The organism is Pseudomonas sp. 28 E 9 (genome assembly GCF_900004785.1).
In the GTDB taxonomy this organism is placed as follows: Bacteria; Pseudomonadota; Gammaproteobacteria; order Pseudomonadales; family Pseudomonadaceae; genus Aquipseudomonas; species Aquipseudomonas orientalis_A.
On sequence record NZ_CVTK01000042.1, the window covers coordinates 33,030 to 54,079 of the forward strand.

General features: G+C 60.8%; 15 protein-coding genes. 7 read left to right on the forward strand and 8 right to left on the reverse strand.

Annotated features, from left to right (window positions below; all coding sequences use genetic code 11):
• Positions 1-8 precede the first annotated feature (8 nt).
• Entirely contained in the window at positions 9-1,334 is a 1,326-nt protein-coding gene (locus BFQ00_RS10665) for an aminotransferase-like domain-containing protein (RefSeq protein ID WP_065885297.1), read from the reverse strand.
• Between the two features lie 88 nt (positions 1,335-1,422).
• Between BFQ00_RS10665 and BFQ00_RS10670 the strand changes: the two genes are divergently transcribed.
• Both BFQ00_RS10670 and yghX read left to right on the forward strand, forming a co-directional pair.
• Positions 1,423-2,313, forward strand: coding sequence for a DMT family transporter (locus BFQ00_RS10670; RefSeq protein WP_065933497.1), 891 nt, complete (start codon positions 1,423-1,425; stop codon positions 2,311-2,313).
• Between the two features lie 69 nt (positions 2,314-2,382).
• On the forward strand, positions 2,383-3,270 hold the full coding sequence (gene yghX, locus BFQ00_RS10675) for a YghX family hydrolase (RefSeq protein ID WP_065933498.1): 888 nt from the start codon (positions 2,383-2,385) through the stop codon (positions 3,268-3,270).
• On the opposite strand, the gene BFQ00_RS10680 is transcribed toward yghX, so the two are convergent.
• Both BFQ00_RS10680 and BFQ00_RS10685 read right to left on the reverse strand, forming a co-directional pair.
• Positions 3,267-4,451, reverse strand: coding sequence for a DUF2252 family protein (locus BFQ00_RS10680; protein ID WP_065933499.1), 1,185 nt, complete (start codon positions 4,449-4,451; stop codon positions 3,267-3,269). The two genes, yghX and BFQ00_RS10680, sit on opposite strands and share 4 nt — an antisense overlap.
• A gap of 74 nt (positions 4,452-4,525) precedes the next feature.
• Positions 4,526-5,404, reverse strand: a complete 879-nt coding sequence (locus BFQ00_RS10685; protein WP_065885293.1) for a LysR family transcriptional regulator — start codon at positions 5,402-5,404, stop codon at positions 4,526-4,528.
• A 132-nt stretch (positions 5,405-5,536) separates the two neighbouring features.
• On the opposite strand from BFQ00_RS10685, the gene ampC reads away from it, so the two are divergent.
• Together ampC and BFQ00_RS10695 are read left to right on the forward strand one after the other, a co-directional pair.
• Positions 5,537-6,691 carry a class C beta-lactamase gene (gene ampC, locus BFQ00_RS10690; RefSeq protein ID WP_065933500.1) on the forward strand — a complete coding sequence of 385 codons (1,155 nt, stop codon included), beginning with the start codon at positions 5,537-5,539 and terminating at the stop codon, positions 6,689-6,691.
• Positions 6,692-6,846: 155 nt separating this feature from the next.
• Positions 6,847-10,863 carry a hypothetical protein gene (locus tag BFQ00_RS10695; RefSeq protein ID WP_065933501.1) on the forward strand — a complete coding sequence of 1,339 codons (4,017 nt, stop codon included), beginning with the start codon at positions 6,847-6,849 and terminating at the stop codon, positions 10,861-10,863.
• A 14-nt stretch (positions 10,864-10,877) separates the two neighbouring features.
• On the opposite strand, the gene BFQ00_RS10700 is transcribed toward BFQ00_RS10695, so the two are convergent.
• Both BFQ00_RS10700 and BFQ00_RS10705 read right to left on the reverse strand, forming a co-directional pair.
• Positions 10,878-12,179, reverse strand: coding sequence for an ATP-binding protein (locus BFQ00_RS10700; protein ID WP_065933502.1), 1,302 nt, complete (start codon positions 12,177-12,179; stop codon positions 10,878-10,880).
• Complete coding sequence (locus BFQ00_RS10705; RefSeq protein ID WP_065933503.1) at positions 12,180-12,887, reverse strand: winged helix-turn-helix domain-containing protein; 708 nt, start codon at positions 12,885-12,887, stop codon at positions 12,180-12,182.
• Between the two features lie 157 nt (positions 12,888-13,044).
• On the opposite strand from BFQ00_RS10705, the gene BFQ00_RS10710 reads away from it, so the two are divergent.
• Positions 13,045-14,244: an MFS transporter gene (locus BFQ00_RS10710; RefSeq protein WP_065933504.1), complete on the forward strand. Its 1,200-nt coding sequence runs from the start codon at positions 13,045-13,047 to the stop codon at positions 14,242-14,244.
• On the opposite strand, the gene BFQ00_RS10715 is transcribed toward BFQ00_RS10710, so the two are convergent.
• Positions 14,200-14,802, reverse strand: coding sequence for a tRNA-(ms[2]io[6]A)-hydroxylase (locus BFQ00_RS10715; RefSeq protein ID WP_065885287.1), 603 nt, complete (start codon positions 14,800-14,802; stop codon positions 14,200-14,202). The genes BFQ00_RS10710 and BFQ00_RS10715 overlap by 45 nt on opposite strands.
• A 146-nt stretch (positions 14,803-14,948) precedes the next feature.
• On the opposite strand from BFQ00_RS10715, the gene BFQ00_RS10720 reads away from it, so the two are divergent.
• Positions 14,949-15,812, forward strand: a complete 864-nt coding sequence (locus BFQ00_RS10720; protein WP_065933505.1) for a universal stress protein — start codon at positions 14,949-14,951, stop codon at positions 15,810-15,812.
• A gap of 135 nt (positions 15,813-15,947) precedes the next feature.
• Here BFQ00_RS10720 and BFQ00_RS10725 read toward each other — a convergent pair whose 3' ends face one another.
• Entirely contained in the window at positions 15,948-16,418 is a 471-nt protein-coding gene (locus tag BFQ00_RS10725; protein ID WP_065933506.1) for a DUF1289 domain-containing protein, read from the reverse strand.
• Positions 16,419-16,814: 396 nt separating this feature from the next.
• Here BFQ00_RS10725 and acnB point away from each other — a divergent pair, with 396 nt between their 5' ends.
• Positions 16,815-19,424, forward strand: a complete 2,610-nt coding sequence (acnB, locus tag BFQ00_RS10730; protein WP_065885284.1) for a bifunctional aconitate hydratase 2/2-methylisocitrate dehydratase — start codon at positions 16,815-16,817, stop codon at positions 19,422-19,424.
• A 216-nt stretch (positions 19,425-19,640) separates the two neighbouring features.
• Here the strand turns inward: acnB and BFQ00_RS10735 are convergent, their stop codons facing one another.
• A complete protein-coding gene (locus tag BFQ00_RS10735; protein ID WP_065933507.1) occupies positions 19,641-20,918 on the reverse strand; it encodes a serine/threonine transporter in 1,278 nt (425 codons plus the stop codon).
• Positions 20,919-21,050 lie beyond the last annotated feature (132 nt).

Here is a 21,050-nt window from a genome sequence, read left to right on the forward strand (position 1 = left end):
GCCACGGCTCACCATTGCACCACCTTGCGCACGGTCATCAATGCCTGGCGTAACGCCATCATCGACACCGACCCCAGGGCCAGGCGCAGCGCATGGGGTACATGGGCGGAGACGGCAAAGGGTTCAGCGGTGGATACGCAGATGCCCTCGCGCTGCAAGCTCATGGCCACCTGGTCGGCGCGGGTGTCTTCGGTCAGCGGTAGCCACAGGAAATACGACGAAGGATGGCTGATGCAGGTCAACCCCGTGAGCACCTGCGCCGCCAGGCGTTGCCGTGCCTGGGCATCCTCGCGTTTTTGCGCCTCCAGCCGCGCGACGGTGCCATCTTCGATCCAGGCCACGGCGATCGCGCTCATCACTCCCGGTACGTTCCAGGTGGTTGCCATCAGGCTGCGCTCCAGGCGCTTGACCCACGCCAGGGGCGCCGCGACAAAACCCACGCGCAAGCCAGTGGCGACGCTCTTGGAAAACCCACCCACGTACACCGTGCGCTCAGGCGCCAGCGTCGCCAGCGGCGGCGGTGCGTGTTCGGCGAGAAACGCGTAGGCGGCGTCCTCGATGATCATCAGTTGATGCTGTCGGGCGATCGCCACCAGGCGCTCGCGCTGGGCCAGGCTCATCACCCAGCCCAGCGGGTTATGCATGGTCGGCATGCTGTAGACCGCGCGCACCGGGCGCTTGCGGCACAGGGCCTGCAAGTGATCCAGGTCCGGGCCGGTGGCGCCGGCCGGGATTGCGACGATTTCCAGGTGCAGGGTTTCGGCCAGCACTTTCAAACCCGAATAGGTCAACGCGTCGACGGCAATCACGTCGCCGGGTTTGAGCAGCGCCATCATCGTCACTGCCAGGCCATGCTGGGCCCCGCTGACGAGCAATACCTGCTCTGCCTGCGCTGCCAGCCCGCGATCCACCAGGTGCCGCGCGACCACCGCGCGCTCATGCAGGCGGCCGGCATGGGGTTGATAACGCAACAGCGCTTCAAGGTCGCCGGACAACGCCAGTTGGCGCAGGGCGTTGCGCAGCAAGTCCGCTTGGCCGGGCAATGACGGGTAGTTGAAATTCAGGTCGAGCATGCCGGTCGCCACAGGCATCTGCCCGCTGCCCTGCCCCGGCGGCAACGCTATCTCGCGCACAAAGGTGCCACGCCCGGTCTCCCCACTGACCAGTCCCATCGCCTCCAACTCGCTGTACACCCGGCTCGCCGTCGCCAGCGCCAGCCCATGGTCGGCGGCGAGTTGACGGTGGGTGGGCAGGCGTGTGCCGGGTGGCATCTTCCCAGAACGAATGGCCTCGGCGAACGTATCGACCAAGGATTTGTAGCGCGCACGCGGCATAGTCGCTGTATCCATGACAATTTTTTGATTGCTCCAATCTTCGTCCCTAGGATGGCGCCTACGCAACTTTCCTTTTTCGGACATCGCCATGCAACGCACCTCCCTGTTCGACAGCCTGGACACCCGCACCCAGGGCTGGATCAACGGTTTTATCGGCGTGGTGATTTTCAGCGGCTCATTGCCGGCCACGCGCCTGGCGGTGATGGAGTTCGACCCGGTGTTCCTGACCATGGTCCGCGCGACACTCGCGGCCATCCTGGGCATGTGCCTGCTGCGGTTGCTCAGGGAAAAACGCCCCACCCGCCAACAATGGGCGCCCTTGGCCATCGTCGCGCTCGGCGTGGTGATCGGGTTTCCGCTGCTGACCGCGCTCGCGCTGCAATACGTGACCTCGGCGCACTCGATTGTGTTTATCGGCCTGCTGCCACTGGCAACGGCCCTTTTCGCTGTGCTGCGCGGCGGTGAGCGGCCAGGGCGGGTATTCTGGTTGTTTTCGCTGCTGGGCAGTGCGCTGGTGGTGGGTTACGCCTTCGCCCAGGGCCTGAGCGCCGCGCCCGCCGGGGATGTGCTGATGCTGTTGGCGGTGCTGGTCTGCGGCCTGGGCTATGCCGAAGGCGCCACGCTGTCACGTAGCCTCGGCGGCTGGCAGGTGATTTGCTGGGCCCTGGTGGCGGCGCTGCCCATCGTCGCGCCGTTGAGCCTGCTGCTGGCACCCGTCTCGTTCACCGGCATCAGCCTGCCGGCCTGGCTGAGCCTGGGTTACGTAGCATTGTTCAGCATGTTGATCGGCTTTGTGTTCTGGTATCGCGGCCTTGCCCAGGGAGGCATCGCCGCGGTCGGCCAGTTGCAGCTGCTGCAACCGTTCTTCGGCCTGGCCCTGGCGGCGGGCCTGCTGCATGAGCAGGTGAGCCTGGGGATGCTGCTGGTCACGGTGGCGGTGATCGGTTGCGTGGCCGCAGCCAAAAGGTTCGCACGCTAGCGCGACGGCCCAAGGCCTGCTAAACAGAAGTGTCGTCCCCCGCCCTATTGCCAATCGAGGACTGCACCGATGACGCGTCTCACCGCCAAAGACTTTGCGCCCGAACTGCTGGAACTCTACGACGGCTACGCCCACGGCACGCTTAACCGCCGCGAATTTCTCGACCGCGCCGCACTGTTTACCCTGGGTGGCCTGACCGCCTCGGCCCTGCTCGCAGCCCTGAGCCCCAACTATGCGCTGGCCGAGCAGGTGAAATTCACCGATCCCGATATCGTCGCCGACTACATCACCTACCCGTCAGCCAAGGGTAACGGCACGGTGCGCGCCTACCTGGTGCGGCCGGCCAAGGCCGTCGGCAAGTTACCTGCGGTGGTGGTGGTGCATGAAAACCGTGGCCTGAACCCGTATATCGAAGACGTCGCGCGGCGCCTGGCCAAGGCCGGCTTTATCGCCCTGGCGCCGGATGGCCTGACCTCGGTGGGCGGCTACCCCGGTAACGATGAAAAAGGCGTGGCCCTGCAGCAGACTGTCGACCCGACCAAGCTGATGAACGACTTCTTCGCCGCCATCGAATGGCTGATGCACCACGACAGCAGCACCGGCAAAGTCGGCATCACCGGCTTCTGTTATGGCGGCGGCGTGACCAACGCAGCGGCAGTCGCCTACCCGGAGCTGGGCGCAGCGGTGTCGTTCTACGGACGCCAGCCCGAGGCCAGGGACGTGCCGCGCATCAAGGCGCCGATCATGCTGCATTACGGTGAGCTGGATACGCGCATCAATGAAGGTTGGCCGGCCTACGAGCAGGCGCTGAAGGCCGCAGGCACGACCTACGAGGCGTATATCTACAAGGGCGCCAACCACGGTTTTCATAATGATTCGACGCCACGTTATGACGAGGCTGCGGCGAACCTGGCCTGGGAACGCACCCTGGGGTGGTTTCGCCAATACCTGGCCTAGTGTTCCAGTGCGTAACGACGGCAGTGGTCGAGGTAGCCCTGCTCATGGCTGCCCACCAACTGCACCACGCTGGTCCAGAGCCACGACGGCGCATCCAGCTGACGCGAGCGATTTTCCTGCAACACGGCCATCCAGGCCCTGCGCGTGGCTCGGTCCATCTGGCGGGCGTGGGCCACACCGACAACGCGGGCCAGGTAACCGGCGGCATGCATGGCGTCGATTTCACTCAATTGATCCAGCTCCAGCTTCATGTCCTGGGGCAACAGTTCGCGGATGAAAAAACCGTGGTCCAGGAACCGTGTCGCCAGCATGCGCCCGCCCAATCCGGGCGACAACTGACGAGCGCCCTCCACCACCCGGCGCGCATTGTCGCGCGGCATTTTGGCGCGGGCCGCCCGTGGAGCGGCAGCGCCCACAGCTTCCTTGATATCGATCAGGCAATATTCCCGATCGTCTTTGTCGCCCACCCCGAGCAATGCGGCATAGCGCAGTAAGCCGAGCGAACTGCAGCCCTTGACCCAATAGGCCGAGTCCAGCAATTCGACATTGGCGTCCTTGGGTCGCCCCTTCAACGACGTCACCAGTTGCTGGATGTCATCGGAGGCGCAGACCGCCGCCAACGCGCTTTTTTCCGCACGCGACAGCGACCAGAAGTGCTTGCCCAGGGGAATGGTAGGGCGCACCGCGTCCATGCGTTCCCGGGCCAGGTTCTTCCAGGTGCGCTCGACCGCGCTGCGCATCCCGGCCTTGACTTGAGAAGGGCGTGGTGGTGCCTCATCGGGCTTATCCTTGAACGCCTGCGCATAGCCCACCATCATTTCTTCGAGCATGCGCGCAGTGGTGACACCGGGCAAATCGGACCCGCGCGCGGCGGTCGCCAACGAAAGCGCCAGGCGGACCAGGTCGTGCGCGGGGTTGCCGATCACGGTCTGGTCGAGATCGCGGATGTGCATGTCGATGCGCCCATTGTTGTCGCCGGTCGGGCCGAGGTTGCCGGCATGGCAGTCACCGCAGATCCAGATCGCCGGCCCATGGGGCAGACGGCGACCTGACTGACTGTGCAGCCACTCGTAAAATTGCACCGTACTGCCACGCACGTAGGCGTGGGCCGACCGGGCCATTTTCAAGTTACGCAGTTGGGTAAGGTGAGGCATGCGAGCTGACGGACGCGGAATTTTCATGAATTGACTCATGTGCGGGGCTACGGTAGAGGATCGGCCCGCGAAAATGTTTCATTTTGTTTCAGCGATATCGCTCAGGGCTCTACTACAAGTGTTCCCAGCCACTGCTTGAACGCCAGCATGGCCGAGGTTTCGGCCCGTGACTGCAGGCGCGTCAGCCAGTAACTGCCGGTGCTGATCTGCACCTCGAAGGGCTGGCGAATCACATCGCGCTCCAGTTGCCGCGAAAACATCAGCGCCGGCGCCAGTGCCACGCCGACGCCCTGCAACGCCGCATCCATCATTGCCAACGACGAATCGAACACAATGCTGCGCGGCAATAAAGTGTCTGCGGGTAACCCGGCGGCCTGGAACCACAGGCTCCATTCATCGGCGCGATAGGAGCGCAGCAACGTGTGTTTCAACAGGTCGGCCGGGGTGTGCAACTGTTCGGCAAGGTGCGGCACGCAGAGCACGCTGAGCGGTGCTTCCAGCAGTTGGCAGGCGTCGGTGCCGTGCCAGGCGCCGGACCCGAAACGGATCGCGTAATCCAGTCCTTCGGCGGCAACATCGACGCGGTTGTTGTGCGTGGACAGGCGCAGATCGATAAACGGGTAGCGGCTTTGGAAGTCCGGCAGGCGCGCCAACAGCCAGCCCACCGCAAAGGTTCCGACGGCGCCGACCGTCAGCACCTCGCGGTAATGCCCGGCCTCGAACTGTCCCAGCGTATGGGCAATGCGGTCGAACGATTCGCGCAGCACCGGCAGCAGGGTTTCGCCTTCGCTCGTGAGCATCAGCCCGCGCGGCAGGCGTTTGAACAGGGTGACATTGAGCTGCGCTTCCAGGCTTTTAACCTGGTGGCTGACCGCCGCCTGGGTCACACATAACTCGATGGCAGCCCGGGTGAAGCTCAGGTGCCGGGCGGATGCCTCGAAAGCGCGCAGGGCATTGAGGGGGAGATGGGAGCGCAGCATGCTTGGCCCTATTTTTTCTAATGGCTCGTGCAAGATATCATCGTTTGTACCGCTTCCCGTTAACGCCTAGATTGGCGACGCCCGCGCAGGCCCCCGGCATTCGTCAACCCGTTACATGGAAGCGAAAATAACATGCACGAAAAATCCTGTCTTAGCGTACGAAACCTCCTGATTTTCTGGTTATTGCTGGTCTCCGGCCCTTGCATGGCCGATGCTGACCTGCGCAATGTGGTCGACAGCCATGTGAAACCGCTCATGCAGCAGCAGCACATTACCGGACTGGCGGTGGCCGTGGTCAGGAACGGTCAGGCGCAATACTTTAACTACGGCGTAGCGTCCAGGGAGAGCCAGCAACCTGTCACTCAAGACACGCTGTTCGAAGTCGGCTCGGTGACCAAGACCTTCACCGCCACGCTCGGCGGCTATGCCCTGGCCAGCGGCAAGCTGAAGCTGTCGGACAGCGCCAGCGAGCACTGGGCCGAACTGGCCGGCAGCGCGTTCGACCGCATCAGCCTGTTGCAACTGGCGACCTACACAGCGGGCGGCCTGCCGTTGCAATTCCCGCCGGCGGCTGACAGCGCCGCGACCATGCTCGGTTACTACACCCACTGGCAACCCGGTTACAGCCCCGGTACACAGCGTCTCTACTCCAATCCGAGCATAGGCCTGTTCGGCTACCTCGCAGCCAGAAGCCTGGGCCAGCCGTTCAACGTCGCCATGGAACAGACGCTGCTCCCGGCGCTGGGCCTGAAAAACACCCATATCAACGTGCCCGCCGACCAGCTCGGCCGGTATGCCCAAGGCTACGACAAACAGGAAAAACCGGTGCGCGTGGGCGCCGGGGCCCTGGACAGTGAAGCCTACGGTATCAAGACCAGCACCCAGGACCTGGCGGGCTACGTGATGCTGAACATGCACCCCGAGACCTTGAGCAAGCCACTGCAGCAGGCGATCGCCACCACCCACACCGGTTACTACACGGTCGGCGACATGACCCAGGGCCTGGGCTGGGAACGCTACCCCTACCCCATCACCGTGCAAACGTTGATCGACGGCAACTCAACGCCGATGGCGATGGAGCCGCACCGGGTCAACTGGCTGAACCCGCCACAGGCGCAACCCGGCAACGTGTTGTATAACAAGACCGGTTCTACCAGTGGATTCGGCGCCTACGTGGCCTATGTGCCCAGCAGGGACATCGGCGTGGTGATCCTGGCGAACAGGAACTACCCGAATGCCGAGCGGGTGAAAGTGGCCCATGCGATCTTGAGTGCGATTGATCACTGACGCCTGGCACAAAACCTGTACGAATGGGGTTGGGTAGCCCGATAAAAATCTTGCAATAGTCAAAGCGGGAACGTGCTTTCGGAAATCGACGACGGATCAGCACTGCCGCACGTACGAAACGTGCGGCAGCTAAGTCGTCTTTCCGGAGTTCATCGATGCCCGTTATCTCTCAACGCCCCACAGAACACCTTCCTACCGAGCAACCCGCATCCACCGAACCTGCTGCAGCGAATACGGCCACGGCGGTTTCGCCTGCCGAGCACGATACCCCGACCCCTTCGTGGATTGAGCTGGTCAAGCGCTCGCCAGGTTACAAAGCGGAAAGCCAACTCGCCGCCGCGTATGCGGCTGAGCTGGTCAATGCGGCAGTTGACGCGAGTGGAGGCAAATACGATACCCCGGTGTTACCCGTCCCTGGCGCCTCGAAGTTCGGACAATGGCGCCAGCACCTGGATGACCTGCTCGCAGGGCCCGACTTTCAGCAATGGGCGGACTTCAATAAAATTGATCGTTCCAAGCCCATTCGCATCTCCCCTCAATCGGGCGGGTCGCAGGAACACATCACCGCGACGCTCAAACCCCGGTCCCATCATTATCCTGCGCAACTGCAGGTGTTCAGCCCTGGACAGGGCAAGCCGATGCCGGACTCCTGGCGGCTGATCATGCAAACCGCGAGCACCTTGACAGGCGATCGCAGCTCCGTCGTAGTGCCTGCCCCTGGCCAGTCTTCGCCCAGCGCACACGCCGAGCGTCCTGCCACGCTTTCCGAGATCGCCAAGTTTTACGGCGAATCTTTTCCTGATACCCGGCAGCAGGCCGTGGACCGCGCAAATGAGCTGAAACAGGAAGGCGCGTTTCCGATGCCCGATACCTCCCTGTCAAGCGCACAGCTTGAGAGAGGATCTGAAGAGACGCTCGAGCGGCAACAAAGGACGCTGGGCGATATCAACAATAAAAACCAACTGTTTCAGCAGCTGAGCAAGGCACTCCGCCCCGCGCCCGAGCCCGCTGACACCCGGCCGCTTTTCATCGCCGAGCCGCAGACGCCCGAGGCTGCCGAGCGTATCGAAAAAGCCCGGATCAAGGAGTTTCTGCAGAGTAACCACGTACAGATCGACCCCGCTTCCTGGTACTTCCAGGACGCGCAGTTGACGCCCGAGGATAACGTCAGCATTGAAAAATTCATCGCCGATAGCGGCCGTAAGATTCCGGAAACGGAAGATGAGATAAAAATCCTTATTGAACACCTCAAGCATGACATCCTGCTGGCCCCGCCCGATGGCAACTTCAAAGGTGCCTTGGGTTGGGCGGTGCCCCTGAGCCTGTATGAACAAAAGCAGGTTTACTCGCACATCGCCTATAACAATTTGCAGCTGCCAGGACTCGGCGGCACGCACGCCAGCGATAGAACCGGGGGGGCCTTTAATTACCTGACAAAAAACCTGCACTTCACCTCCCAGCAGCTTCAATATCCTCGCCAAATATTGAGGGAGATTCTCGCTTCACCCAAAGCCAGGGAGTTGGAAGCCGCCCTCCAAAAGAAGATGGGGGCCGCAGAGGATAAAGACAGTTCCGACTGGGTCTTGGCAGCGATGGTGCTGGGACTGGGCTCTCCATCCTGGATGGAACCCGCCAAGAGAAACGAAGTGGCCGGCTATGATCTGGCCGACAAAGCCTTTTACGGCAAGCCGTTGCAGACTATCCGCAAAGGCCTTGAGCAACACCTGGTGTCCAGCGGGCGCGCAAACCCTGATTTGGCGCCCACGGCCGCCTATCTGTTGGCCCCGCCAGAACTGCTGGTCAAAGATATTCCCAACTACGTGACCTACGGCTCGCCCAGCTGGTTCAGCCTGAAAGTCACGGCAGCCTTCATCGAGGCAAAGAGCCCCGGCAGTTGCGCAAACATGACCTTTGCCCAGGTGGCAAACTACGGCAGTCTGGAAGCCATCACGGACGAGGATGAACAGCTGCTCGATGAGGTCAAGCAGGACGCATTGATCGACTGGGCATTGATGTTCGGGGTCCTGCCGGCCTCCACGACGGGCGACTATTCGGCCCAGCAATTGAACGCGGCGCACAGCACGTTCTCCGGGGTAATGGCCGGGCTGACTACTATCAGCACCGACTTGAGCGCGCCCTTGCCCCTTTTGAAGGACAAGGCGTTGGAACTGATGGGCAAGCATATTAAAAATGTCGACCTCACCGCCAAGGTCATCACCCGAGCCGCGGATAGAACCAGTAATGCACTGAATACGGCGCCGTGGGACGTCACTTATGGCCCGTATTCGCTGCTGGACCTGAGTCTCTCCCAGAACCTCGAGGACCTGAAAGACAATCAAGCGTGGTACTCGTTCGACCAGCAGAAGGTCCCGACAGCGGCGATCCAGTCGCTCAGCATCCTTCCGGATATAAAAGACATTCACAAAACCGAACTGGCGGATTTCGATCGCCGCAGAACGACTTCATTGACCAACCTCACCAAGCATCTGATTGCACAATTGCCCTTGGCCGATAGACAGCGGCTGGAATACGGGCGCCTCGAAATACTGCGTAGAAGACCGATTGAAAAATTCACACCTACCGGAATCGGAAGTTACACGAGCATTTCCTACCCCACACCGCAGAAAAGCAACATCGAGGAACCCCTGCTGATCAAGGCAACCCATCAAGGGCGCACCATTACCTACGAATTCAATCCGGCAAAAAATTACATACGCCCAAGCTCCATCAACCCTGGTTTGCAAGGCGAATGGGAAGAGAAAAATACAAACTCGGTGACAGGATTCACCTACCAAAACATGATTGTCGAGCCGCTCGTCGACGCCCGGATAGGGGATCAGGATTTACACGCCAGGGTTCCAGGAGAATCGGCTATTCCTTACTCCTACAACAGTCCGCGCAGCCAGTTTCTCGCCAACCTGGTTACCCGTTATTCCTATCAGGACTGCGACTTGAAAGCCCTGACCGCCGCCGCCCATCACACCACCAAGTTTGACGAAGAAGACGGCGAGCACGAAACGAACACCACCACTTTGCTGGGTGTCATTCCATTCGCAAACGCGACCCGGAAGGCGATTCAGGGCGACTGGCAAGAAGCAACCATCGGATTTATATTTGATGGCGTCATGCTTATGACACTTGTTTTGCCGAAAACAGTCAGGGGGTTATCCTCAGTGCCCACCCAGCTCAGGAGCGCTCGAACATTCGGTGGCCAACTGTTCAAAAACGCACGCAATATTCCTGCTTATGCCTCCAATGGGCCACTCAGGAACCTGACCCGCGCCCGGACCGGACGCTATGAACTGTCCAAGTTTGCCTCGCGTGCCGATATCGCCGAAGGCACCTATAAAAGAGGCAGTGCGACCTTGTCTGCACCCGCAAAACTGGACGGAAAAACCGGAAAGTGGCATGCATTCGATCCTGTGAAGAACAGGTCCTATGGCAAGCCACTTGAGAATTACACACCTCATGCGCAACTGGATGATGCACTGCCGGGTGCAAGTGGAGGTGGCGTTACACGCAGGGAGCGTGCACTGGATACGGCGTTGGGGCGCGATAACGTGATCCAGATGGGCGGAAAAATGAAAGATCTCAAGTTGATCGGCAAGGAAATATATACCTTTGCAGATGAATATAAAAATTTAAAACGGTTAAACATCGTGGCCCATGGCGTCGAGCGGGATTGGGTTGACAAACTCTTCGCCTCAGGTACACAAGTCTTCATAGATAAAAAACTTTATAGCGCTAAAGATTTAATAAAGTTACTGCGAAGCAAGGGAGTTGATCCAGCCAGTTTCGACAATGTTCGGTTGCTGGTATGTCACTCGGCAGAAGGTAAAAGCAGGGCTTTTGGGCGTTTATTTCAAAAAGAAATTGGAAAACCCGTCAAGGCATTTGAAGGAACGGTGACCCTGAATCCGGGTTCAACCTACATGACCACCCAACAAAATATCGAACGCATGAATACTGCGCTAGCCTATAAAGGAGCCGACGCGAAGACCATCGACTTTCTCGCGGATAGAAAGGTGCAAAAGGATTTCGTCAATAAAGTCATTCCCGATATTAAAAAAAATCATGGCGCAACCATCCCAATCAACATTGCTGAAGTCAACCAACCGCCTGTTATCATAAACGGCGTCGTTAACTACCAACCACGCTGGTTCACACGCTGATCACATGCCAGTCTTTAAAGACTGGCATTTTTATTTGCCTGATCCGCATACGCCCACGTCATCCGAAACGACGCCCCGCCCCACTCCGAATCCAGCACGTGCACCTGCCCGCCGTGCCACTGGCTGACCCGCTTGACCAGCGCCAGGCCCAGGCCAAAGCCGCCCGTGCGGCGGTCGCGGCTGGTATCCAGGCGCAGGAAGGGTTCGAAGATCTTGGTGCGCCCCTCCAACGGCACGCCCGGGCCGTCGTCATCGACCCGCACTTCATAGCCGCTGCCGAACTTCACCAGCGACACTTCCACGCGGCGATCGGCATAACGGATCGCATTGCGCAGCAGGTTGATCAGCGCCCGCGCCATGAAGCGCGGTTCGATCTGAATAACATCGACTTCACAGGTGCGCAGCGACAATTGCACGCCCGCCGCCTCGGCCTCCAGCGTCACGCTGCCGATCACGCTGTCCAGCCAGCTCTGGGCCTCGATATTTTCGCGGGTAACCTGGGTCGCGCCGCGCTCCAGGCTGGCGTAGGTCAGCAGTTCGGAGACCATCTCTTCCAGCTCGCCAAGGTCGGCGTACATATCGGCGATCAACTGGCGGCTTTGGCGTGGATCGGCCTGCTGCTTGAGCTGATCCAGTTCAAAGGACAAGCGCGCAATCGGCGTGCGCAGTTCGTGGGACACCGCGTTGGTCAGCTCGCGCTGGTTGGCGATCAGGCTCTCGATGCGCTCGGCCATCTGATTGAAGTGCCCGGCCAGTGCGCGCACGGTAGAGCGGCGCGGCAGCAGGATGCGCGAGCCGAGGTCGTTGTCGCCGAAGCGCTGCGCCGCCAGGCGGATGTGCTCCAGGTCGCGCCAGTGCGGGCGCACCCAGAAGTACAGGACGATAGCCAGGCTCACGCCGAGCAAGCCATAGGCCCACAGGTACAGCCACTTGGGCTCTTCCGGCAGTCGGATCTCAAGCAATTGCGCGCCGTCGTCGATAGGCGCGAGAAACTTCATGAAGTCCTCGCGCACCACCACCTGATCATTGGCCAGCAGCCTCTGTTCACGCTCGCTCAGGTGCTGGGCGCCACGCTGCACCAGTTTCAGGCGCAGGCCATAATGCGGTTGCAGCTCATCCAGGCGTACCTGGCGCGCCGCGCCCTGCACCGGCCGCAGTTGCTCCACCAGGGCCCACGCCGGACCCCGCAAGGCCTCTCGGTTATAGATCTCGTTGGACTCGGGCATGTACGCGTCCAGGCCGTAATTGACCAGCCAGATTGCCCCGGCCAGGCCGAGCGCGAGGATCACATAGAGGCGCAGGTACAGGCGCAGCACCTAAACCTCCCACGCGAACGCATTGAACAGGTAACCCTTGCCCCAGATGGTCTTGATGCACACCGGCTCACGCGGATTGTCATTGAGCTTGCCGCGCAGTTTGCTGATATACACGTCGACGCTGCGATTCAGGCCATCGAAGGCAATACCGCGCATACGGTTGAGAATGTCGTCGCGCGAAAGGGTGGTTCCGGCGTTGCTCGCCAGCAGCCACAGCAACTCGAACTCCATGGTGGTGAGGTCGATCTGCTCATCGCCCAGCCTGACCACCCGACAACTGCGATCGATCGACAACCGGCCAAACGCCAGGGCGCCGCGCACCACGGGCTCGGGCGCCTGGCGCCGTTGCAACGCGCGCAAACGGGCGAGCAGCACCGGTGGCTTGATCGGCTTGATCACGTAATCGTCAGCGCCGGACTCAAGGCCGAGGATATGGTCCAGATCATCTTCCCTGGCCGTCAGGATCACGATGGGCGTATCCGACACACTGCGAATCTCGCGGCACACATGCAACCCGCTCTGGCCCGGCAGCATCAAGTCGAGCACGACCATTTTCGGCTTGAACGCCATAAACGCCGCCAAGGCCAGGTCGCCCCGGTGCACCACCCGCACCTCGAAACCGTGTTGCGACAGAAAATGCGCGATCAGCCCTGCCAGCCTCTCGTCGTCCTCAACGAGCAGGACCTTGCCCAGACCCAGGTTTTCCATAAGTTCCCAGTGTACGAACGCAGATTGAAAGGCCGGCATTATAGGTGGCAAGCTGGTCGAGAAGAGCAGCGCCCGTGTACCGTGCCGGCAAGCTTCATGCTTTTAAGAGTTTTTAACAAATAGCCTGCAATCTTTTACGCCACTTACAGGGAGTCATATGCGCAGGGATTACCTGGCGTTCTTCGTTTCGATGTTCCTGTCGCGGCTGGCGGACCAGATCCTGTTGTTCATCGTGCCGCTGGTGGTGTTCCAGACGACCCGGAGTGTGTCGTGGGCAGGCCTGGCGTTCTTCGTCGAATCGCTGCCGCGCTACCTGGCATTCCCCGTATGCGGGGCCTTGTGCGACCGGTTTTCCCCGGTGCGCATCCTGCATGTCAGTCAAGTGTATCGGGCCCTGGCCTGCGCGATGGCGGTTGCACTGTACGGGCTGTTCGACGGTATCCATTGGCTGGTGATCCTGTCTGCGGTGTGCGGGGTATTGACCACCCAGGGCATCATGGCGCGGGAAGTGGTGATGCCGCATATCTTCCAACACTACACCTACGCCAAGACCTTGTCCTATTCACAGATCGCCGACCAGAGCGGCCTGGTACTCGGGCCTTTGGTGGCGGCGTTGATGCTGGAAGTCTGGCAGTGGCCCTGGGTGGTGCTGGCAATCGCCGCGCTGTTTGTGCTGGCGGACCTGGCGATGCGGGTCTGGCAGCGCAACACCACGGTGGACCTGCCCCTCCACGAACAACCCGCAGGTATCTGGCTGCAACCCTTGCGTACCGCCTTCGGCCACATCCGCAACCGGATGGCGTTGAAACGCATCATTACCCTGGCGGTGGGTGTGAACCTGATTGTCGGGGTCACGCTGGCCACATCGGCGGCGATGGTCGCCGGGCAATACGCGGCCGACAAAGACGCCTACGCCCTGCTGCAGGCCGCCAGCGCGGTGGTGACCCTGGTGATTCTGTTTTACCTGGCGCGTTCGACCCTGGCGCTGAAGGTGCTCGGCGGGCTGTCGTATTCGATGATTGCCATCGGCGCGCTGATCACCGCCATCAGCCCCGGCCTGTGGGCGTACGCCGTGGGCTTCCTGCTGGTGAGCGGGTTCGACAAGATGTTCAACGTGTACATGCGCAGCATGCGTCAGCGGGTCATACCGGTGCAGGATTTCGGCAAGACAGTGGGCGTGATCACCTTGCTCAACAATCTGGCCCAGCCCTTGGCGGGCCTGATGATTGCCGTGCTGGCCGCACCCTTCGGCACGCAAACGGTCATCCTGCTGCTGAGCGCAATCAGCGCCCTGATCGGCGTGGCGGTGGCCTCAGGCTGGCACGCCACTGTGAAAGCGGAACTCGACGTCGGGTGACTCGATCAGTGCCTGCTCGGCCGCCCTCACCCGCTCGATCACCTGGGCGATGTCCTTGGCGTCACCGTACTGGTACGCCAATTTCAGGTAGCCCTGGAAGTGCCGTGCTTCGCTTTTGAGCAAACCGAAGTAGAACTTGCCGAGTTCTTCATCCAAATGCGGCACCAGCGCTTCGAAACGCTCGCAACTGCGCGCTTCGATGAAGGCACCCACCACCAGGGTGTCCACCAGTTTGACCGGCTCATGGTTGCGCACCACCTTGCGCAAGCCCGAGGCGTAGCGGCCGGCGGACAATTGACGCAGCTCGACCTTGCGTTTCTTGATCAGGCGCATGACCTGCTCATGATGCACCAGTTCTTCACGGGCCAGGCGCGACATCATATTGATCAGGTCGACGTGGCCGTGGTACTTGGCGATCAGGCTCAGGGCGGTGCTGGCGGCTTTGAATTCGCAGTTCTTGTGATCGATCAGCAGGGTGTCCTGATCGGCCAGCGCGGCCTGCACCCAGGCATCAGGGGTGCGGCAGCCGAGGAATTCGTGGATTTCGGGCAGGATCATCGGGCTCACGGGCAAAGGATCACAAAAGGCCGCCGATTATACCGACCCCGCTGCAGACCGCCAGCCATGGGCCTTGATGTACATCAAGATGACACCAGGCCAGCAGCAACTATAGTTGTTCCAGGCCCCTTCCTGGAGATCCGACCATGCAAGCCATCCGCAGCATCCTGGTGGTCATCGAGCCCGAGCATTCCGAAAGCCTGGCCCTCAAGCGCGCCAGGCTGATCGCCGGGGTCACCGGCGCGCACTTGCATCTGCTGGTGTGTGACAGGAAGCATGAGCATTCGGCGCTGCTGAGCCTGCTCAAGTCCGGTCTGCAGGAGGATGGGTATAGCGTTTCCACCGAACAGGCGTGGAACGACAGCCTGCATGAAACCATCATCGAGGTGCAGCAGGCGGAGGGCTGCGGGCTGGTGATCAAGCAGCACGTTCCCGACAGCCCGTTGAAAAAGGCCCTGCTGGCCCCGGCGGACTGGAAACTGCTGCGCTACTGCCCAACGCCCGTGCTGCTGGTCAAGACCGCTACGCCCTGGGCCGAACGGGTGATTCTGGCGGCCATCGACGTGGGCAATACCGACAGCGAACACCGCGCGCTGCATAACGCCATCATCGACCACGGTTTCGATATCGCGAGCCTGGCCAAGGCGCAGTTGCACGTCATCAGCGCGCATCCATCGCCGATGCTGTCGGCGGCGGACCCGACCTTCCAGCTCAGGGAAACCATCGCGGCGCGTTATCGCGAGCAATGCAAAGCCTTCCAGGCCGAATTCGACGTGGATGACGCACACCTGCATATCGAAGAAGGGCCGGCGGATGTGTTGATTCCCTTCGCGGCGCATAAATGGCAAGCGGCCGTGACCATCATCGGCACCGTGGCGCGTACCGGGCTTTCCGGGGCGTTGATCGGCAATACGGCGGAGGTGGTGCTCGACGCGGTGGAAAGCGACGTGCTGGTGCTCAAGCCGCAGACATTGATGGATCACCTCGAAGAACTCGCCACCCAGTCCTGACATCGCTCCTTCAGGCACCGAGAACCCAATGTGGGAGGGGGCTTGCCCCCGATGACAGTGTGTCAGCCAATGCATCTGGTAACTGACACTCAGCCATCGGGAGCAAGCCCCCTCCCACACTTTGGATTTGTATGGTCAGTCAGCGAATGCATCTTTCAGGAAGCCCGGCGCGATATAGCGCTGGTAATGTGCTTCGGAAAGAATAAAGAACTCCCGGTCAATGGCATCACGCAACTGCGGCAGCGCCCAATCGCGAAACTCCGGTAGCAGCACCATGCCGTAGGCCTCCAGGTTATTGATCACCCGCGCCCCACGCGCAATCAATTGGTAGGCCCAGCAATATTCGGACTGGTGCGGCACAAAGCGAATCTTGCGCTGTTCCAGTTGCCCGCGCAGTGTCCTGGGGTCGAAAACCTCGACTTTGCCGGCCATCACCTGCACCAGCAACTGCTCGAGCCTGAGCCAGACCGCGCGCTTTTCTTCTTCGTTATAGCCATTCCACTGGATCACCTCGTGGTGAAAGCGCTTGCAGCCGCGGCACACGAGATCGCCGTAGACCGTGGAGCACAGGCCGACGCAGGGGGTCTTGATGGTTTGGTTGGGCATGGGCGAAAACACGCAAATCAGCGAAACAGTGCGCCATGTTAGCCCTTTGTCTAAGGTTGATCACCCTGCAAACTTGGCGACGCAACTTACCTTTAGATTTTTTTTGCCGTAGAATCACCCGGCCTTGTAAGGCGCCAATAATCCGCTGGAAGCTGTTTTCAAAGCGTCACGAGCACAGTCGTTCCTTCAGAACGGTGTTGGCGCAGGTTTGACCCCGGTAGGTCAATGCTTGCGCCAACCCTCATCAGCTCCGTTCTGCAGGCGTAAAACTTTGAAAGCAGCTTCTGTAAGGAATGCCGGCAGCGCTGGCTTTGCGGCCCAAAAAGCCCCCGAGCGCACGCGTGCCGGTCATTCCTGGATGAGCGTCCCGTGGGACCACTGATGAGGGTAATAACTGTGCTTGAAGCCTACCGCAAACATATCGAAGAGCGTGCCGCCCTGGGTATCGTTCCCCAGCCGCTTAACGCCGAACAAACCGCAGGCCTGGTCGAGCTGCTGAAAAATCCTCCGGCTGGCGAAGAAGAATTCCTCGTTGACCTGATCACCAACCGCATTCCACCAGGCGTTGACGAAGCGGCCTACGTCAAGGCCGGCTTCCTGTCCGCCCTGGCCAAAGGCGAAGCCACCTCCCCCCTGATCGACAAAAAACGCGCGGTTGAACTGCTTGGCACCATGCAGGGCGGCTACAACATCGTGACGCTGGTCGAGCTGCTGGACGACGCCACCCTGGCGCCTGTCGCGGCCGCCCAGCTCAAGCACACCCTGCTGATGTTCGACGCCTTCCACGACGTCGCGGAAAAAGCCCGCAACGGCAACGAACACGCCAAGGGCGTGATCCAGTCCTGGGCTGACGGCGAGTGGTTCCGCAACCGCCCGACCCTGGCCGACAAGATCAGCCTGCGCGTGTTCAAGGTCACCGGCGAAACCAACACCGACGACCTGTCCCCTGCCCCGGACGCCTGGTCCCGCCCTGACATCCCGCTGCACGCCCTGGCCATGCTGAAAATGGCCCGCGAAGGCATCGTGCCGGACGAGCAAGGCAAGACCGGCCCGATGAAACAGATCGAAGAAATGCGCGGCCAGGGCTTCCCGATCGCCTACGTCGGTGACGTGGTCGGTACCGGTTCGTCGCGTAAATCGGCCACCAACTCGGTGCTGTGGTTCTTCGGCGACGACGTACCTTACGTGCCGAACAAGCGCGCCGGCGGCTTCTGCTTCGGCAGCAAGATCGCGCCGATCTTCTACAACACCATGGAAGATGCGGGCGCACTGCCGATCGAGTTCGACGTCAGCAACATGAACATGGGCGACGTGATCGACCTGTACCCCCATGCTGGCAAAGTCTGCAAGCACGGCACCGACGAAGTCATCACCACCTTCGAAATGAAGACCCCGGTGCTGTTGGACGAAGTGCGCGCCGGCGGCCGTATTCCGCTGATCATCGGTCGCGGCCTGACCGACAAGGCCCGTGCCGAACTGGGCCTGGGCCCTACCGACCTGTTCAAGTTGCCTGAAGCGCCAGTCGACACCGGCAAAGGCTTCACCCTGGCACAGAAAATGGTCGGCAAGGCATGCGGCCTGCCGGAAGGCAAAGGCGTTCGTCCAGGTACGTACTGCGAACCGAAGATGACCACCGTCGGTTCCCAGGACACCACCGGTCCAATGACCCGTGATGAACTCAAAGACCTGGCGTGCCTGGGCTTCTCGACCGACCTGGTGATGCAGTCGTTCTGCCACACCGCGGCCTATCCCAAGCCGATCGACGTGACCACCCACCACACCCTGCCTGACTTCATCATGACCCGTGGCGGTGTATCGCTGCGTCCGGGCGACGGCATTATCCACAGCTGGCTGAACCGCATGCTGCTGCCGGACACCGTGGGTACCGGTGGTGACTCCCACACCCGCTTCCCGATGGGCATCTCCTTCCCGGCCGGTTCCGGCCTGGTGGCGTTCGCCGCTGCCACTGGCGTGATGCCACTGGACATGCCGGAATCGATCCTGGTGCGCTTCAAAGGCAAGATGAAGCCTGGCATCACCCTGCGTGACCTGGTGCACGCCATTCCTTACTACGCGATCCAGGCTGGCCTGCTGACCGTAGAGAAGAAAGGCAAGAAAAACGCCTTCTCCGGCCGCATCCTGGAAATCGAAGGCCTGAACGATCTGACGCTGGAGCAGGCTTTCGAGCTGTCCGACGCCTCGGCTGAGCGTTCGGCTGCCGGTTGCACCATCAAGCTGTCCAAGGACTCCGTCACCGAGTACCTGAACTCCAACATCACCCTGCTGCGCTGGATGATCGGTGAAGGCTACGGTGATGCGCGTACCCTGGAACGTCGCGCCCAAGCGATGGAAGCCTGGGTGGCCAATCCGGAGCTGATGGAAGCCGATGCCGACGCCGAATACGCCGAAGTCATCGAGATCGACCTGGCCGAAATCAACGAGCCGATCCTCTGCGCACCGAACGACCCGGACGACGCCCGTCTGCTGTCCAGCGTTGCCGGTGAGAAGATCGACGAAGTGTTTATCGGCTCGTGCATGACCAACATCGGTCACTTCCGCGCTGCCGGCAAACTGCTGGAGCAGGTCAAGGGCCAGTTGCCAACCCGTCTGTGGCTGTCGCCGCCGACTAAGATGGACGCTCACCAGCTGACCGAAGAAGGCTACTACGGCATCTACGGCAAGGCTGGCGCACGCATGGAAATGCCGGGCTGCTCGCTGTGCATGGGTAACCAGGCACGCGTAGAGCCGAACTCGACTGTAGTGTCGACGTCGACCCGTAACTTCCCGAACCGTCTGGGTGACGGCGCCAACGTCTACCTGGCTTCGGCCGAGCTGGCGGCAGTTGCTTCTACCCTGGGTCGCCTGCCGACTGTGGAAGAGTACATGGGCTACGCAGCGAAACTGGACACCATGGCCAGTGACGTCTACCGCTACCTGAACTTCGACCAGATCGCCGAGTTCCGCAAGATCGCAGCAAGCGCCAACATCCCGGTAATTCAAGCTTAACGGTGTGTTGATGTAGCTAACGCCGCGTATCGCAAGGTACGCGGCGTTTTTTATGCCTGGAATAAAGTATCAGCAACACCACAAAACACATGTGGGAGGGGGCTTGCCCCCGATAGCAGGGGTTCAGTCAACTCACGAGTGACTGATACTCCGCTATCGGGGGCAAGCCCCCTCCCACATTGGGATCTCTGCCGATTTTGAAGCGTGTGTCAGCACTTAGACAATCAGCGAATATACCAACGCGGTAATCGCCACCAGGCCGACGGCGGTGACAAACACATTCGACGCCTGCCCACGGTACCTGGCCATGGCCGGCACCTTGCGGATCGCGTACATCGGCATCAGGAACAGGATCGACGCAATCACCGGCCCACCGAGGGTCTCGATCATGCCGAGGATGCTCGGGTTCAGCGTGGCGACGATCCAGCAGACCACCAGCATGAACGCGGCGGTCATGCGGTCCAGCGACTTGGCAGCCGGGCGGCGACCGGTCTTGAGCACCAGGCCCTTGAGGCCCTCGCTGGCACCGATGTAGTGGCCCAGGAACGACTTGGCAATCGCCACGAACGCAATCAACGGCGCGGCGAAGGCGATGGTCGGGTTATCGAAATGGTTGGCCAGGTACGACAGGATCGACAGGTTCTGCGCCTTCGCCTCGGCCAACTGCGCCGGGGACAGGGTCAGCACGCAGCTGAACACGAAGAACAGCACCATTGCCACCATCAACAGGTGTGCGCGGCACAGGATCTGTGAACTGCGCTCGTCGGCATGTGCGCCGTACTGACGCTTCTGGTCCACCGCAAAGGCCGAGATGATTGGCGAATGGTTGAACGAAAACACCATCACCGGAATCGCCAGCCACAAGGTGTTGAGCAAGGCCGACGGCGCCGGAATTTCACTGGCGGTGCTGAGGATGCCGCCATTCCAATGCGGCACCAGGTAGACGGCGAGGAACAGCAAGGCCACGATAAACGGATACACCATCAGGCTCATGGCCTTGACGATCACCTGTTCACCGCAACGCACCACCGCCAACAGGCCAAGGATCAGCACAAACGCCAGGACAGCTCGCGGCGGCGGCATGATATGCAGTTGATGTTCCATGAAACTGCTGACGGTGTTGGTCAAGGCCACGCTGTAGATCAGCAGGATCGGAAAGATCGCGAAGAAGTACAGCAAGGTAATCAGGGCACCGGCCTTGAGGCCGAAATGCTCTTCGACCACATCGGTGATGTCGGAACCTTCGCGGCCGGACAAAACGAAACGCGTCAGCCCACGGTGGGCAAAGAACGTCATCGGGAAGGCCAGCAGCGCGAGGATCACCAGCGGCCAGAAGCCCCCCAGGCCCGCGTTGATCGGCAAGAACAAAGTGCCGGCGCCGATGGCGGTGCCGAACAGCCCAAGCATCCAGGTGGTGTCCTGGCGGCTCCAGCTAGTGAGCGTTGCAGGTGTCGTTGCATAGCGATCATTGACGCTATTGGCCTGATCATTCATCCGGTCGGATCTCCGCATTCACACGGCCGGGACGAGTCAGAAAAACCTGACAGGCAGCGCCCCGACCTCAACAGGGGCGCGATTGTCCGGGATTATTGAGAATAAGCAAAGACTTGGCTGAGGAATGGTCCC

What these genes read in the sequence shown, in the direction of transcription:
- BFQ00_RS10685 (WP_065885293.1), bottom strand. Translation starts at nt 5,404, where the DNA reads ATGCTGCGCTCCCATCTCCCCCTCAATGCCCTGCGCGCTTTCGAGGCA.
- BFQ00_RS10735 (WP_065933507.1), bottom strand. Translation starts at nt 20,918, where the DNA reads ATGAATGATCAGGCCAATAGCGTCAATGATCGCTATGCAACGACACCT.
- BFQ00_RS10710 (WP_065933504.1), top strand. Translation starts at nt 13,045, where the DNA reads ATGCGCAGGGATTACCTGGCGTTCTTCGTTTCGATGTTCCTGTCGCGG.
- BFQ00_RS10695 (WP_065933501.1), top strand. Translation starts at nt 6,847, where the DNA reads ATGCCCGTTATCTCTCAACGCCCCACAGAACACCTTCCTACCGAGCAA.
- BFQ00_RS10670 (WP_065933497.1), top strand. Translation starts at nt 1,423, where the DNA reads ATGCAACGCACCTCCCTGTTCGACAGCCTGGACACCCGCACCCAGGGC.
- BFQ00_RS10680 (WP_065933499.1), bottom strand. Translation starts at nt 4,451, where the DNA reads ATGAAAATTCCGCGTCCGTCAGCTCGCATGCCTCACCTTACCCAACTG.
- BFQ00_RS10665 (WP_065885297.1), bottom strand. Translation starts at nt 1,334, where the DNA reads ATGCCGCGTGCGCGCTACAAATCCTTGGTCGATACGTTCGCCGAGGCC.
- BFQ00_RS10715 (WP_065885287.1), bottom strand. Translation starts at nt 14,802, where the DNA reads ATGATCCTGCCCGAAATCCACGAATTCCTCGGCTGCCGCACCCCTGAT.
- BFQ00_RS10725 (WP_065933506.1), bottom strand. Translation starts at nt 16,418, where the DNA reads ATGCCCAACCAAACCATCAAGACCCCCTGCGTCGGCCTGTGCTCCACG.
- BFQ00_RS10720 (WP_065933505.1), top strand. Translation starts at nt 14,949, where the DNA reads ATGCAAGCCATCCGCAGCATCCTGGTGGTCATCGAGCCCGAGCATTCC.
- yghX (WP_065933498.1), top strand. Translation starts at nt 2,383, where the DNA reads ATGACGCGTCTCACCGCCAAAGACTTTGCGCCCGAACTGCTGGAACTC.
- BFQ00_RS10705 (WP_065933503.1), bottom strand. Translation starts at nt 12,887, where the DNA reads ATGGAAAACCTGGGTCTGGGCAAGGTCCTGCTCGTTGAGGACGACGAG.
- ampC (WP_065933500.1), top strand. Translation starts at nt 5,537, where the DNA reads ATGCACGAAAAATCCTGTCTTAGCGTACGAAACCTCCTGATTTTCTGG.